Source organism: Microbacterium terricola, from assembly GCF_027943945.1.
In the GTDB taxonomy this organism is placed as follows: Bacteria; Actinomycetota; Actinomycetes; order Actinomycetales; family Microbacteriaceae; genus Microbacterium; species Microbacterium terricola.
This window is the reverse complement of sequence record NZ_AP027141.1, coordinates 2200764-2213759: the sequence shown is the minus strand read 5'-3', so window position 1 is coordinate 2213759 and position 12996 is coordinate 2200764. Positions and strand designations below refer to the sequence as shown.

General features: G+C 72.0%; 12 protein-coding genes, 1 tRNA gene and 1 other RNA gene. 7 read left to right on the top strand and 7 right to left on the bottom strand.

The genetic code is table 11. The features are described 5' to 3' along the window. Positions 1-6: 6 nt before the first annotated feature. A complete protein-coding gene (locus Microterr_RS10435) occupies positions 7-1131 on the bottom strand; it encodes a helix-turn-helix transcriptional regulator (RefSeq protein ID WP_263798008.1) in 1125 nt (374 codons plus the stop codon). Between the two features lie 147 nt (positions 1132-1278). Between Microterr_RS10435 and Microterr_RS10430 the strand changes: the two genes are divergently transcribed. Genes Microterr_RS10430 through Microterr_RS10420 form a run of 3 tightly spaced genes read left to right on the top strand, consistent with a single transcriptional unit; the run spans position 1279 to position 4120 of the window. Then, the gene (locus tag Microterr_RS10430; RefSeq protein WP_263798009.1) at positions 1279-2655 is read left to right on the top strand and encodes an FAD-binding oxidoreductase; all 1377 of its coding nucleotides are present in this window, start codon (positions 1279-1281) and stop codon (positions 2653-2655) included. 9 nt (positions 2656-2664) lie between these two features. Next, the gene (locus Microterr_RS10425) at positions 2665-3261 is read left to right on the top strand and encodes a dihydrofolate reductase family protein (RefSeq protein ID WP_263798010.1); all 597 of its coding nucleotides are present in this window, start codon (positions 2665-2667) and stop codon (positions 3259-3261) included. A gap of 43 nt (positions 3262-3304) precedes the next feature. Further along, positions 3305-4120 (top strand): SDR family NAD(P)-dependent oxidoreductase, encoded by an 816-nt coding sequence (locus Microterr_RS10420; protein ID WP_263798011.1) that lies wholly within the window; start codon positions 3305-3307, stop codon positions 4118-4120. Positions 4121-4133: 13 nt separating this feature from the next. Here Microterr_RS10420 and Microterr_RS10415 read toward each other — a convergent pair whose 3' ends face one another. Then, complete coding sequence (locus tag Microterr_RS10415) at positions 4134-5162, bottom strand: lactonase family protein (RefSeq protein WP_263798012.1); 1029 nt, start codon at positions 5160-5162, stop codon at positions 4134-4136. 72 nt (positions 5163-5234) lie between these two features. On the opposite strand from Microterr_RS10415, the gene Microterr_RS10410 reads away from it, so the two are divergent. The 3 genes from Microterr_RS10410 to Microterr_RS10400 are packed head-to-tail and all read left to right on the top strand — an operon-like array spanning position 5235 to position 7367. After that, positions 5235-5579 carry a DUF2200 domain-containing protein gene (locus tag Microterr_RS10410; RefSeq protein WP_263798013.1) on the top strand — a complete coding sequence of 115 codons (345 nt, stop codon included), beginning with the start codon at positions 5235-5237 and terminating at the stop codon, positions 5577-5579. Then, positions 5576-6271: an NUDIX hydrolase gene (locus Microterr_RS10405; protein ID WP_263798014.1), complete on the top strand. Its 696-nt coding sequence runs from the start codon at positions 5576-5578 to the stop codon at positions 6269-6271. The genes Microterr_RS10410 and Microterr_RS10405 overlap by 4 nt, the downstream gene beginning before the upstream one ends. Positions 6272-6287: 16 nt before the next feature. After that, entirely contained in the window at positions 6288-7367 is a 1080-nt protein-coding gene (locus Microterr_RS10400; RefSeq protein ID WP_263798015.1) for a DNA glycosylase AlkZ-like family protein, read from the top strand. Between the two features lie 35 nt (positions 7368-7402). On the opposite strand, the gene Microterr_RS10395 is transcribed toward Microterr_RS10400, so the two are convergent. The 4 genes from Microterr_RS10395 to Microterr_RS10380 all read right to left on the bottom strand — a co-directional run bounded on the left by Microterr_RS10395 (position 7403) and on the right by Microterr_RS10380 (position 12088). Next, positions 7403-7487 (bottom strand) — tRNA-Ser (locus tag Microterr_RS10395). A 27-nt stretch (positions 7488-7514) separates the two neighbouring features. Continuing rightward, on the bottom strand, positions 7515-9827 hold the full coding sequence (locus Microterr_RS10390; RefSeq protein ID WP_263798016.1) for a transglutaminase TgpA family protein: 2313 nt from the start codon (positions 9825-9827) through the stop codon (positions 7515-7517). Continuing rightward, complete coding sequence (locus tag Microterr_RS10385) at positions 9817-11067, bottom strand: DUF58 domain-containing protein (RefSeq protein ID WP_263798017.1); 1251 nt, start codon at positions 11065-11067, stop codon at positions 9817-9819. Before Microterr_RS10385 ends, Microterr_RS10390 begins: the two co-directional genes overlap by 11 nt. Before the next feature lie 4 nt (positions 11068-11071). Then, positions 11072-12088, bottom strand: coding sequence for an AAA family ATPase (locus Microterr_RS10380; protein WP_263798018.1), 1017 nt, complete (start codon positions 12086-12088; stop codon positions 11072-11074). Positions 12089-12214: 126 nt separating this feature from the next. Between Microterr_RS10380 and ffs the strand changes: the two genes are divergently transcribed. Continuing rightward, an RNA gene (gene ffs / locus Microterr_RS10375) (signal recognition particle sRNA small type) lies at positions 12215-12311 on the top strand. On the opposite strand, the gene Microterr_RS10370 is transcribed toward ffs, so the two are convergent. Next, entirely contained in the window at positions 12306-12989 is a 684-nt protein-coding gene (locus tag Microterr_RS10370) for an NUDIX domain-containing protein (RefSeq protein ID WP_263798019.1), read from the bottom strand. The two genes, ffs and Microterr_RS10370, sit on opposite strands and share 6 nt — an antisense overlap. Positions 12990-12996 lie beyond the last annotated feature (7 nt).

Here is a 12996-nt window from a genome sequence, read left to right as displayed (position 1 = left end):
CCGGCGCTAGGCGAACCACCCGTCGGCGGCCAGTTCGCCGCCGTTGCGGGGCACGTACTGATCGAAGTACACGCGGGCGACGAGCTCGCGCCGGCTCGCGACGCCGGCCTTCTCGAACACCGACTTCAGGTGGTCCTGCACGGTGTACGGCGAGAGGTGCAGGGCTGCGGCGATCTCGCGGGTGTCCGATCCGCGCAGCACCAGGGCCACGACCTCGCGCTCGCGGAGGGTGAGGCCGAACGCCGCGGCCACCAGGTCGATGACCTCCTGCGGCCGGGCCTCCTCGATGGTCACGACGACGTCGCCCGCGCGCTCGCCGATGCCCCCGAGCGGCGCCGCGCGGAGCACGAGCCAGACGCCGTCGCTCGCGCGCAGGCGGATGCGGGGGACGCCCTCGACCTCGCCCCGGGCGAACCGGCGTGCCCAGCTCACGAGTGCCTGGACCGTGGTCAGGGGGTCGCCGGTGTTCGGCACGTCCGACATCCGCGCCAGCTGCACATCCGCGCCGTGGCTCGACTGCACGATCCGGTCCTGGGCGTCGAAGATCACCACCGCGGGGCCGATGGCGCTGCGGGCGCCGCGCGTGCTGACGTCGGCGAGAAGCCCGGTCCGGATGCCGCGGGTGAACGCCGGCGCGACGGTCCGCAGGAACTCGACGTCAGCCGCGGTGAACGGCGCGTCGTCGGTGCCGCGGAAGATCGAGATCGCACCCCACGCGCCCGTCCGATCCGCGAACACGACCCTGGCCTCATCGCGGAAGCCGAAATGGGGCAGCATCAGCCGGCTCATGCGCACCGACCGCTCCACGTCGCCGGCCATCGCATCGTGGACGCTCGCCGCGACCCGGCCGGACACGAGGATCGCCGTCATGGCGGTGGGGTCGTCGGCGCCGTACTCGATCTGAGCCCACTGCACATCGGCGTCGTTCGAGCCTTCGAGCGCGTCGAACTTGCGCGTGCTCGAGACGAGCGCGGTCGCCGGGTCCATCGTCGACAGGCAGGCGCCGACGAACGGGACGGCCTTCTGCACGGCGGTCGTCGCCTCGTCCATGAAGGTGGTGAGCGGCAGCCCGGCGCGCGAGATCACATCGATGTCGCTGCGCGCGCGATCGAGAGCCATCCCCGAGGCCATGGAGGACAGTGTCCTCCGGTTGCCCGATCCGCGCCATCCCAGGTGTCTGGGATGACGGAACATCCCGGTGATCTGGGATGGCGGGCGTCAGTGCCCCGGAGCAGACTCATCGTCGGCACACCGCCTGCTGACCGAGAGGGACCCGCCATGACGCTTTCCGACGCCGCCGTCGACTCCCGCGCCGCCCGCCTGCGCGCCGCATTGGGCGACCGCATCGTCCTCGCCGGCGACGCCGAGTACGACACCGTGCGACTGCCGTGGAATCGCGCGATCGACCAGCGCCCGTTCGCGGTCGCCCGGCCGGAGTCCGCGGAGGAGGTGGTCGACATCGTGCGGGCGGCCGCCGCATCCGGTCTCCGGGTCGCGCCGCAGTCCACCGGACATGCGGCGGGTGCGCTCGCCGGCAGCGACTTGTCGGACGTCGTGCTCGTCTCGCTCGCCGGCATGCGCGGCGCCACCGTTGACGCGGAGGCGCGCACCGCGCTCGTGCTCGGCGGCTCGCAGTGGAACGACGTGCTCGCCGTCGCTGCGCCGCACGGGCTCACCGCCCTGCACGGCAGCGCCGGCGACGTCTCCGTCGTCGGCTACGCCCTCAGCGGCGGCCTGTCGTTCTACGGCCGCGCCCACGGGCTCGCGGTCGGCAGCGTCCGGGACGTGCAGCTCGTCACCGCCGACGGCACCCTCGTGCGCGCGAGCGCCATGGAGAACCCCGACCTCTTCTGGGCTGTCCGGGGCGGCTCAGGCGCGTTCGGCATCGTCGTCTCCCTCGAGATCGACCTCCTCCCGTATGCCGACGTGTTTGCGGGCATGCTGCTCTGGGACGCCGCGCGCGCGAGCGAGGTCGCGCACGCCTGGGCCCGATGGACGACGGAGCTGCCCGAGAGCGTCAGCACATCGCTGCGCCTCATGCACTTCCCGCCGATCCCCGAGCTTCCGCCGTTCCTCAGCGGTCGGTCCGTGCTCGTGATCGACGGCGCGATCCTCGAGGCGGATGCGGCGGCCGCGGCGATCCTGGACCCCCTCCGTGCCCTCGGGCCCGAGATCGACACGTTCGCCCGGATCCCATCAGCGGCTCTCGTCGCGGTGCACATGGATCCCCCCGAGCCGTCGCCGGCGGTCTCGGGACACGCGATGCTCCGGGCGGTCCCCGCGGAGGCGATCGACGCCTTCGTCTCGGCGGCCGCGACCCAGGGGCCCACGGTGTCCGAGCTGCGGCACGTGGGGGGTGCCGCAGCTCGGCGACCCGACGGCGGGGGAGCGGTCGCGTCGATCAAGGCGGACTACCTCGTCGGCGGCGTCGGCATGGTCCCGGTGCCGGAGCTCGCGGTGCCCGCGGCCGCCGCCGTGCAGAGGCTCGTCGCGGCGCTCGCGCCGTGGCACGCCGACGCGTGCGCGCTCACGTTCATCGACGGCGGCGAGGTGGACCGCGCCCTCGGCTTCGGCGCGTCGGCCGATCGCCTCCGCGATCTGAAGCACCGGTACGACCCTGACGGGCTCTTCGTCGCCGCCCACCCGGTCGGGTAGCGTGCACCCATGTCGTCCGTGATCGCCACCATGTCCATCTCCCTCGACGGCATCGGCGCCGGTGCGGACCAGACCGAGCAGCGGCCGATGGGCGACATCCCCGACGGCTCGCTGCACCGCTGGATGATGGAGACGCCGGAGGAGAGCCCCGAGGAGATCGACGCGATCGTCTCGGCGGGCGCCTACATCATGGGACGCAACATGTTCGGACCCGTCCGCGGCGAGTGGTCCGGCGACTGGCGCGGATGGTGGGGGCCGAACCCGCCGTATCACCGGCCCGTCTTCGTCCTCACCCACCACCCGCGCGAGCCGCTCGAGATGGACGGCGGCACCACCTTCCACTTCGTCACCGACGGCATCGAGGCCGCGCTCGAGCGGGCGCGCGCTGCCGCCGGAGATCTGCCGGTGCACGTCGCGGGCGGAGTCTCGACCACCAACGCCTATCTGAAGGCCGGGCTCATCGACGAGCTGTCCCTGCAGATCGCCCCCGTGGTGCTGGGCCGTGGTCTCCGGCTGCTCGATGGCGTCGGCCCGATCGAGCTCGAGCCGGTGTCGGCGCGCGCCGTCTCGCTCGCCACGCATGTGCGCTTCCGCGTCCTGCGGTGATCTGCGCGGGTTAGCCTGAGGGTTCCCCACCGTCTGGAGAGCCGTGCCCCGCACCATCGTCATCACCGGAGCCAGTGACGGCATCGGCGCCGCATCCGCTCGCCAGCTGCACGACGCGGGGGAGCAGGTCGTCATCGTCGGCCGCAACCAGGAGAAGACGGATGCGGTCGCGCGCAGCCTCGGCGCGGAATCGCTCACCGCGGACTTCAGCGACCTGGCGCAGGTGCGGGAGCTGGCCGCGACGCTGCGCGACCGGTACCCGCGCATCGATGTGCTCGCGAACAACGCCGGCGGCATCTTCGGCGACCGCGTCCTCACGGGCGACGGATTCGAGACGACGTTCCAGGTCAACCACCTGGCCCCGTTCCTGCTCACGAACCTGCTGCTCGACCGGCTCGTCGACAGCGGCGCCACGGTGATCCAGACCTCCAGCGCCGCGGCGCGCCTCTTCGCCCGGTTCGACATCGACGATCTGCAGGGGGAGCGCCGCTACTCGGCGGGTGCCGCATACGGCAACGCCAAGCTCGCGAACGTGCTGTTCACGAAGGAGCTGCAGCGGCGGTTCGACGGGCTGAACCCGGTCGCCTTCCATCCCGGGGTCATCGGGAGCGGGTTCTCGGCGGTGCCGGGAACGGCGATGCACTGGTTCTACTCGAGCCCGCTGACCAGCCCGATGCGCGAGTCGAACGAGGTCGGCGGGTCGCGGCTGACCTGGCTGGCACTCGGCACTCCTGGCGTGGACTGGGAGCCGGGGGAGTTCTACGCGAAGAACCGTGTCGCGCGCACCAATCGGCTCGCCGCCGACCCGGTCATCGCGAAGAAGCTGTGGGACCGCAGCGCGGAGATGGTCGGGCTGTAGCGCCGGGCACAGGTCAGACGAAGCGGACCCAGTTCGCTCCGTTGCCGGTCTCCGCCCGCTGGAGCAGCTCGAGCCGGTCGCCGTCCACCGCGTAGAGCGAGACCGTCGTCGACGTCTCACCCGCCGCGACGAGATGCGCGCCGTCCGGGCTCACCGCGAACCCGCGCGGCTGCGGCTCGGTCACGGTGAAGCGCTCCGCCGCCGACACGGAGCCGTCCTCGGCCACCGCCACCGCGCCGAGGGTGCTCTCGGTGCGCTCCGATGCCCACAGGCGGCGACCGTTGTCGGCGAGGTGCAGGTCGGCGCCCCAGATGAAGTGGTTCGCCCGGGGATCCGCGCCGAACTCGCTGTGCCCCAGGTTCTTCGACGGGTCAACCGCGCTCGCCGCGCCGCGGAGCGTGAGGGCGCCCGTCTTGGTGTCGCGCGCGAAGTGCAGGACCTCGCCGGAGAACTCGGTGAGCACGTACACGGCGTCCTGCGCGTCGTTGAGGACGAGGTGCCTGGGACCGCTGCCCCCGGGTGCGGCGACGGTCGCCGGCTCGAGGGGGACCAGGCCGAGGTCGTCGCCGAGCGCGTACTGGGCGACGAGGTCCGCGCCCAGCGAGACGAAGTACGCGAAGCGCCCGTCGGCGCTCGGAAGCACCGAGTGGAGGTTCGGGAACGCGATCCGCGACACCGGCTCGCCCACGACGCCGTCGATCACGGGGGAGCTGATCCCGTACCCGCCGCCGTACGAGGCGCCGAGCAGGGCGCGGCCGTCCCTGGCCAGCGCGAGGTAGTTCATGCCGCCACCGGGCAGATCGAGGCGGGAGCGCGCGGTGAGCCGACCCGTCTCCCGATCGAGGGAGAGCGTCAGGATGCCGGCGGGCTCGCCCTTCACGCCGGCGTAGACCAGATCACGGGCGGCATCGACGGCGAACGTCGAGCAGCCGGTGAGGCCGTCGGTGACGGCCAGTCGCCGAAGGGCGCCGTCGGCGAAGCGGAACGTGGTCAGGGTGCCGTCAGCGGCATTGGCGACGAGGACGAGCGCGGTATCAGTCACCCTCCGATCGTAGGCGGGCAGGTCACCCGGTGCGCGGGCGAGAGCGTCGCCGCCGGGGCTACGCTTGCGAGCATGCACCGGATCTTCAGCATGAGCGTCGCCAGGGTCTACCCCCTCTACGTCACGAAGCTGGAGAAGAAGGGGCGCACCACCGCCGAGCTCGACCAGGTGATCGAGTGGCTGACCGGCTTCGACGAGGCTGATCTGCGTCAGCACCTCGCCGAGGAGACCACCTTCGAGGACTTCTTCGACGAGGCGACGCTCAACCCGAACGCGCCGCTCATCACGGGCGTGATCTGCGGCATGCGGGTGGAGGAGATCGAGGATCCGCTGATGCAGAAGATCCGCTACCTCGACAAGCTCGTCGATGAGCTCGCGCGCGGCAAGGCCATGGAGAAGGTGCTGCGCACCGCATGACCGCGGATGCCCGGGAACAGCTCGCCGCCGTCGCGCGCGGCGACGGCGAGCATGGATTCGAGCGGGTCGCCGACCTGCCGACCTCTCCGGATGCCCGGCCCGCGGCGGTGCTCATCCTCTTCGGCGTGCTCGATGCGCTTCCGAGCGACCACGACGCCCGCACCAGCGCCGTGTCGGCGGACCTCGACGTCCTGCTGCTCGCACGAGCGGCGACCCTGCGCGCCCACCCCGGACAGGTGGCGTTCCCCGGCGGACGCGTCGATCCGGGTGACGACGGGCCGATCGGCGCGGCGCTGCGCGAAGCGCGAGAGGAGACGGGCCTCGATCCGGCCGGCGTCGACGTGCTCGGGACGCTCGAGAACATCCCGCTCGCCTTCTCGCGTCACCTGGTGACGCCCGTGCTCGGATGGTGGCAGCATCCGTCTCCCGTTCGCGTGGTCGACGAGGCCGAGTCGGCCGATGTGTTCCGCGCCCCGGTCGCCGATCTGCTCGACCCGGCGAATCGCGGCGTGACGGTGATCCGGCGGGACGGGCAGGAATGGCGCGGCCCCGGCTTCCTCGTGCGGCACGCGACCGGCGAGCACCTCGTGTGGGGCTTCACCGGGATGCTGCTCGACGCCCTCTTCGACCGGCTCGGCTGGACGGAGCCATGGGACGACACCCGCGAACTGCCGCTGGTGCTGCCCGAGTGAAGCGACGACCGCCGTCATGACCCACCATCTGACGCGTGACCAGGCCCGCAGGATCGTCGTGCGCGCACAGCTGCTCGACGCGCAGCGGCCGGGCGACGTGGTCGAGGTCGCCGAGCAGCTGGGCGAGATCAAGATCGACCCGACGTCGACGATCGCACCGTGCGAGCACACCGTCCTGTGGTCGCGGATCGGCTGGTCGTACGAGCCGGGTCAGCTGCAGAGGGCGGTGGAGATCGATCGGGTGCTCTTCGAGTTCAGCGGGACCTTCCGGCCGATCAGCCTGCTGCCGCTGATGCTCCCGGGGATGCGCCAATGGCCGAGGCGGGCCAGCACCCGCGAGTGGCTCGCCGCCAACGCAGTATTCCGCGGCGATGTCCTGGCCCGTCTCCGCGCGGAGGGGCCGCTCCTCGCCACCGCGATTCCGGACACCGCTCAGGTGAGCCGTGCACCGGACGGCTGGTCCGGGTCCAACCAGGTGCCGATCATGCTCGATGTGCTCATGCGCCAGGGGGAGGTCGCGGTGGCGCGCCGGCAGGGGCGGCAGCGGGTGTGGGACCTGGCTGAGCGGATCTATCCGGCCGACCTGCCGGAGCTCGACCCCGAGGTCGCGGCGCAGGGGCTGCGGGAGCGCACGCTGCAGGCGGCGGGCATCGCCAGGCAGGGTGACCGCTGGTGGAACGCCGTCGGCACGGCGGGCGAGGCCGCGACGGTCGAGGGCAGCAGGTGGAAGTGGCGGGTCGACCCGGAGGCCCTCGCATCGGTCGACGACGACGACGGCGGGAGGGTCGCGTTCCTGAACCCGTATGACGGTCTGCTCTCGGACCGTCCGCGCCTCACCGAGCTCTTCGAGTTCACCTACGTGCTCGAGCAGTTCAAGCCGAAGCCGCAGCGCAGGTACGGCTACTTCGCGCATCCGATCCTGATGGGCGATCGGTTCGTCGGGATGCTCGACGCCGAGCTCGACAAGACCCGCGAGGCTCTGCGGGTCACCGCGGTGCACGAGTTCCTGCCGTTCGAGCCGGAAGAGCACGAGATGGTCAGAGCGGAGATCGGGGAACTCGGCGAATGGCTCGGCGTCCCTGTGATCGGCATCTGATCGAGGAGCAAAGCCCCGGTCAGGCGGATGTTCTGCGGAGGATAGGGGATTCGAACCCCTGAGAGCTTTCACTCAACACGCTTTCCAAGCGTGCGCCATAGGCCACTAGGCGAATCCTCCAGCAGCCCCGGAGGGCCGTCCGCAAGTCTACCTGGTCGCGACGGGTGCACCGAGCGGGCGCGGGGGACCGCTGCGACGGCGCACGACCGCGACGCCGGCGGCGGCGTACGGCGAGCCGGGACGGATCAGGATCGAGCGGGGCGCCACGGCTGCGAGCAGCCGCAGCCCCGGGTCGACCGCTTCGAGGAGCGCGGCACGGACGCGGGCAGCGGCACCCGCCATCGCCGTGCTGCCCGGGTGAGGGTCCGTCGCTGGTGCGTAGCTCGCCTGCTCGATGCCGCGCACCAGCTCGGCGACATCCTCCGATCGAGCGCCCGCGGCGATCAGCCGCGCACCGAAGAGCCGGGGCGACTCGTGCGCGGGCACGGGCACGCCGACGTCGATCGCCGCCTCCTGGGCGACCAGCCAGGCCGTGGCCGCGTCGCCTCGGCGCGCCGCCGCGAGCAGTCGCCCGCGTCGCAGCCACCGCAGCGCGCCCGGGATCAGCGCGACCAGGACCAGCCCGAGCACCCCGGCGGCCAGCGGCCACAGCATCCCGCCACCGCCCGTGCCGGCAGCGGCCGCAGCCTCGCGCTCCTGGCGCTCCCGCTCCTCGAGCTGCTGCGGGCTGAGGCTCGCACTCGTCGACGGTGTCGCGGTCGCGCCGGGCGTCGCGTCGGCGTTCTCCGACGCGGTCACCGAGGCGAAGGCGGTCGGGATGCCGAGGCCCTTCGTGGGCTCGAACGGGATCCAGCCGATCCGGTCGAAGTACACCTCGGGCCAGGCGTGCAGCTGACTGGACAGCACGCTGAAGACCGGCTCGTCGTCGATCTTCTCGCCGGTGGAGGTTCCGGGGAGGTAGCCGACGACGATGCGCGACGGCATCCCGAGCTCCCTGGCCATCAGCGCGAACGACGCGGCGAAGTGAACGCAGTAGCCCTCCTTCACCTCGAGGAACTGCGCCACGGCGTCCGCGCCAGAGCCGTCGAAGCCGTCGTCGACGGGGGCGTCGAGCGAATACGAGAAGTCCGAGCCGCGGAACCAGCGCTGCAGCGCGATCAGGGCGTCATAGTCGTTGTCGGTGTCGGCAGTGATCTCGCGGGCGAGATCCCCGACGATCGCGGGCATGCCGAGGGGCAGGCGCTTCGTGTCGCGCATGAGCAGGGCGTTGGATGCCTGCGCCGCGCGGATCTGCTCGAGCGTCGGCTTCGGCACTTCCGATCGGACCTCGTACACCTGCCCGGCGGAGGAGCCTGTGGTGGTGCGCACGGTGCGGTTGTACGGCACGACCTCCCATTCGCCGTTCGCGCCCGTCACCGACACCGCGGGATACGTCACCGGCAGCCACTGCGTCGACAGCTCCTTCACTTCCACGTCCGTGCGGATGTCGACCGTCTTGATGCGCGAATGTGCGGGCAGGTCGCCGAACGCGCCCTGCACGTCGATGTCGACCGAGTGCATCCGGTCGGGCTGCCAGATGGCGCCATCGAACTCCGTCAGCGTGGTCACCCGCAGGTAGGGGGCGTTGCTCGAGTCGGTGTGCACCCTGATGACCTCGGCCTCGTACGGACGGCGGAGGTCGTCGCCGAGGCGCAGGTCGGCATCGATGCCGGGGCCGGCCAGCACGCCGCGGCCGGGCGGGGCAGCCAGCGAGGGCAGCACGGGGGCGATCACCATGGCCACGACGACGGCGACGGCGCCGATGCCCAGCGTGGTCGCCGGCACGCCCGGCTGCCGCGCCTCCGGGGTGCCGTCCCTGTCGTGACGCGCGCGCGTCTCCGCCCGGAGCAGGAACAGTATCGCGACGGCGAGCAGCACGAACCCGGTCACGTCCGCGTCGCGGGGAACCGCGATCGAGGGGATCAGCGACACCGCGATGAGGGCGACGCCGGCCAGCAGGGGCATCCGGGCCGTGAGCACGACATGGTCGACGACGATGGTGAGCAGGCCGGTCGCGCCGACGATCAGGAAGGCGATGGATGCGGACACCTCCAGCGGTGCGCTCCCCAGAGTGATCTCCTCCACCGCCGTCGCCACCGCGGTGACGGCTTCGCGGACGGTCGCCGGCGTCGGGATCACCCAGAGCAGCGCGGTGTCGCGGAAGAAGACGCCCGTCAGCAGCGCGAGCCAGGATGCGGCCTCGATGAGGCTCACGGCGACCGCGGGCAGCCGGTACCGTCGCGCCACGTACCCTGCGGTGAGCACGACGGCGCACATGACGAGCGATCCGATGAGCCACGGACCCGCGGCCGCGACCCACAGCACGGGCAGCAGCGCAGCCATGACGGCGGCGAACACCCCGATCGTCAGCGCCCGTTCGCCCCCGCGGCGCGCGGGCGCCGCCCCACGCTCACCAGACATGGGTGGCTCCGCGTGCGACGGCAGCGGCCCAGGCCTCGCCTACGGCGTTCAGGTCGTCGCCGCCGACGGCGCCGGTGTGCCAGCCGAACGATTCCGCCTGCTCGAGCGCGCCCGGCGCCGGCATCACAGCGAGCAGCACGGGCAGGGCGCTGTGGTGGGCGAGCGGGGCCAGCATCGTCACGTCGTCGGCGTCGAGCCGTCCGACGATCAGCACGACGGGCCCGGCGCTTCCTCCGGTGAACATCGGCGCGAGCTGGGCGAGGCGGTCATCGCGGCGGGCCGTCAACGTCGCGCAGTGCACCACGAACTCGTCGACCTCGGACGTGTCGCCCGCGTCGATCTGATCCGTGAGGGGCGTGCCGCCGCTGTCGATCACCTCGACCGCGTACCCGTCGGTCACGAGACGCGCGACGGCCGACACGCACAGCGACACCGCGCGCTCGAACGCGGGGTCGGCGCCGGGTGCCTGCATGGCCGCGGGCGCCCAGCGACGGACCCCCAGGTCGAGCACGACGGTCGCCTCGGGCGTCGACTCCTGCTCCTCCTGCCGCACCATCAGCGCATCGCGATGCGCCGACGCGCGCCAGTGGATGCGGCGCATCGAATCGCCGGGCACGTAGTGGCGGGCGATCAGGTTGTCGGCGCCCTGGCCGAGCTGGCTGGTCACCGCGTGCAGCGCGCCCCCGGCATCGCCGGGGTACTCGATCAGCGGGGGCAGGTCGATGAGCGCTGGGGCGACCGACACCGTCGTCGCTCGTCCCAGCGTGCTCTGACGGCGCGCCAGCCCGAACGGATCGGTCGTGCGCACCGACAGCGGGCCGAGGCTGTGGGTGCCGCGGCGGGTTCCGGTCAGCTCGTAGTGGAACGTCACCGACTGCTCGCCGGCGCGCCAGCCCGAGCGGAGCGCCGGGAACTCGCCCCGTGCGGCGCCGTCGAGCCCCTGCGGGAGCCGATCAGTCCAGGTGCCCGGCGCGGTGGGCAGCGAACTGCGCACCGTCACCTGCATCGACACGCGCGCCGTGTCGCCGACCGCGGCCACCTCGGGGCGCACGGTGCGCACGACCTGCTCGGAGTGGCGCGCGAGGTACAACGAGATCAGCGCCGCGACGACGGCCGCGATCAGCAGCACCCCGAAGTAGAGGAGCTCCTCGACGCCGACTTCGTTGGCCGCGGCGAGGCAGCCGATCGCCAGCACGACGGCGCCCGTCCCGCGGACGGTCAGGGGCCAGATGCGTCTCATGGTCTTACTGGCGCGAGGCGATGGGCACGCGGACGTTCTGCGCGATGCGCTCGAGCACGCTCGTGATCGCCTCGGCCCCCGAACGTGCGCGCGACCCGCTCGCGGTGCGGGTGGGGATGAGCCGGTGCGCGAAGACCTGCACGAGGAGTGCGGTGAGGTCGTCGGGGATGACGAAGCCGCGTCCGTCGAGTGCCGCCCACACCTTGGCGGCCCTGATCAGCTGCAGGGTCGCACGGGGGCTCGCGCCGAGGCGGAGGTCGGCGTGCGTGCGGGTGGCGTGGGCCAGAGCGACGGCGTACTGCTCGATCGCGGGGGCGACGTGCACGCCACGTGCGGTGGCGACGAGCTCCTTGACGTGCTCGGCCGTCACGACAGGCTCCATCGCCTCGAGCGGGTTCGCGGTGTCGCGCTGGCGGAGCATGAGCGCCTCGTTCGCGGCATCCGGATAGCCCATCGAGATGCGCATCATGAAGCGGTCGCGCTGCGCCTCAGGGAGGGCATAGGTCCCCTCCATCTCGAGCGGGTTCTGCGTCGCGACCACGAGGAACGGCTCTGCGAGCGGGTGCGAGCGGCCGTCGACGGTGACCTGGCCCTCCTCCATCGCCTCCAGCAGCGCGGACTGCGTCTTGGGGGAGGAGCGGTTGATCTCGTCGGCGAGCACGATGTTGGCGAAGATCGCGCCCGGCTTGAACTCGAACTCCCGGTCGACGGGGTTGTACACGCTCACGCCGGTGACGTCGCCCGGCAGCAGGTCGGGTGTGAACTGGATGCGGCGCACGGTCGCATCCACCGACGCGGCGAGCGCCCGCGCCAGCATCGTCTTGCCGACGCCCGGCACATCCTCGATGAGCAGGTGCCCTTCGGCGAGGAGGCAGACGAGGGCCGAGCGCACCGCCTCGGGCTTGCCGTCGATGACGCGGCTGACCGACGAGATGATCGCGTCGGTGCTGCGGGCGAACTGGTCGGCCGCGGAGCCGGACATGGTCCCGCTCGCCGCTTCGGTTGCGGTGGAATCCGGCATACGACCCCCTCAGGATCGACGGTCGGGTGTGGCCCGTCGATGCGCCTTCCCCGATGCTAACGCGGCGGGGCGGGCAGCGTGCCGCTTCGTCGGGAAAGTGCCAGGCATCCGATCCGTTAGACTGGACCCAGCTCTCCGCGAGGCGGCATCCAGGCCAACTCCCCCAGGACGGAAACGTAGCAAGGGTAACCGGGCTCTGCCGGGTTCGCGGAGAGTCTTACTTTTCCCCGGCGGCGAAGGGGCCGTCCAGCACCGCCCACTGCAGCAGCATGATCGTCTTCGCGTCCTGGATGCGTCCGTCGCGGATCATGGCCAGCGCCTCGTCGATGCGGACCTCGATCAGCTCGATGTCCTCGCCCTCCGCCACGAGGCCGCCCCGGTCGTGGGTGCGCGCAGCGGCGTCGTAGGGCGCGGCGAAGAAGTGGATGCGCTCGGTGACCGAGCCCGGGCTCATGTACGCGTCGAAGACGTGCACGATCTCGCCGACCTCGACACCGGTCTCCTCCGCGGCCTCGCGGCGGATCGCGGTGACCGGATCGTCGTCGTCCAGCAGCCCGGCCGCGGTCTCGATCAGCATCCCGTCCGGGTGCTCGTTGACGTAGACCGGGTAGCGGAACTGCCGGGTGAGCAGCACCGCCCGTGCGCCCTCGTCGTAGAGCAGCACGGTGGCGCCGTTCCCGCGGTCGTACGTCTCGCGCTGCTGCGTGCTCCACGTTCCCGTCGAGTCCCGGTACTCGAGGGTGGTGCGTCTCAGCACATGCCAGGCCGCCGTGAGCAGCTCCACGTCGACGACCCGCACGTCGGGATTGCGGTCCAGGTCGAGCCCGGTGCGGTCGAGGCCGGTCCGTCCTCGCTGGTCGGGGACGTCGGCGCCTGGGCGGTCAGCAGGGGAGGGGGCCATGATCCCG

Bases quoted from the DNA above. Each gene is read 5' to 3' on its own strand.
- Microterr_RS10405 (WP_263798014.1), top strand. From the start codon at position 5,576: ATGACCGCGGATGCCCGGGAACAGCTCGCCGCCGTCGCGCGCGGCGAC.
- Microterr_RS10430 (WP_263798009.1), top strand. From the start codon at position 1,279: ATGACGCTTTCCGACGCCGCCGTCGACTCCCGCGCCGCCCGCCTGCGC.
- Microterr_RS10370 (WP_263798019.1), bottom strand. From the start codon at position 12,989: ATGGCCCCCTCCCCTGCTGACCGCCCAGGCGCCGACGTCCCCGACCAG.
- Microterr_RS10400 (WP_263798015.1), top strand. From the start codon at position 6,288: ATGACCCACCATCTGACGCGTGACCAGGCCCGCAGGATCGTCGTGCGC.
- Microterr_RS10385 (WP_263798017.1), bottom strand. From the start codon at position 11,067: ATGAGACGCATCTGGCCCCTGACCGTCCGCGGGACGGGCGCCGTCGTG.
- Microterr_RS10425 (WP_263798010.1), top strand. From the start codon at position 2,665: ATGTCGTCCGTGATCGCCACCATGTCCATCTCCCTCGACGGCATCGGC.
- Microterr_RS10410 (WP_263798013.1), top strand. From the start codon at position 5,235: ATGCACCGGATCTTCAGCATGAGCGTCGCCAGGGTCTACCCCCTCTAC.
- Microterr_RS10435 (WP_263798008.1), bottom strand. From the start codon at position 1,131: ATGGCCTCGGGGATGGCTCTCGATCGCGCGCGCAGCGACATCGATGTG.
- Microterr_RS10390 (WP_263798016.1), bottom strand. From the start codon at position 9,827: ATGTCTGGTGAGCGTGGGGCGGCGCCCGCGCGCCGCGGGGGCGAACGG.
- Microterr_RS10380 (WP_263798018.1), bottom strand. From the start codon at position 12,088: ATGCCGGATTCCACCGCAACCGAAGCGGCGAGCGGGACCATGTCCGGC.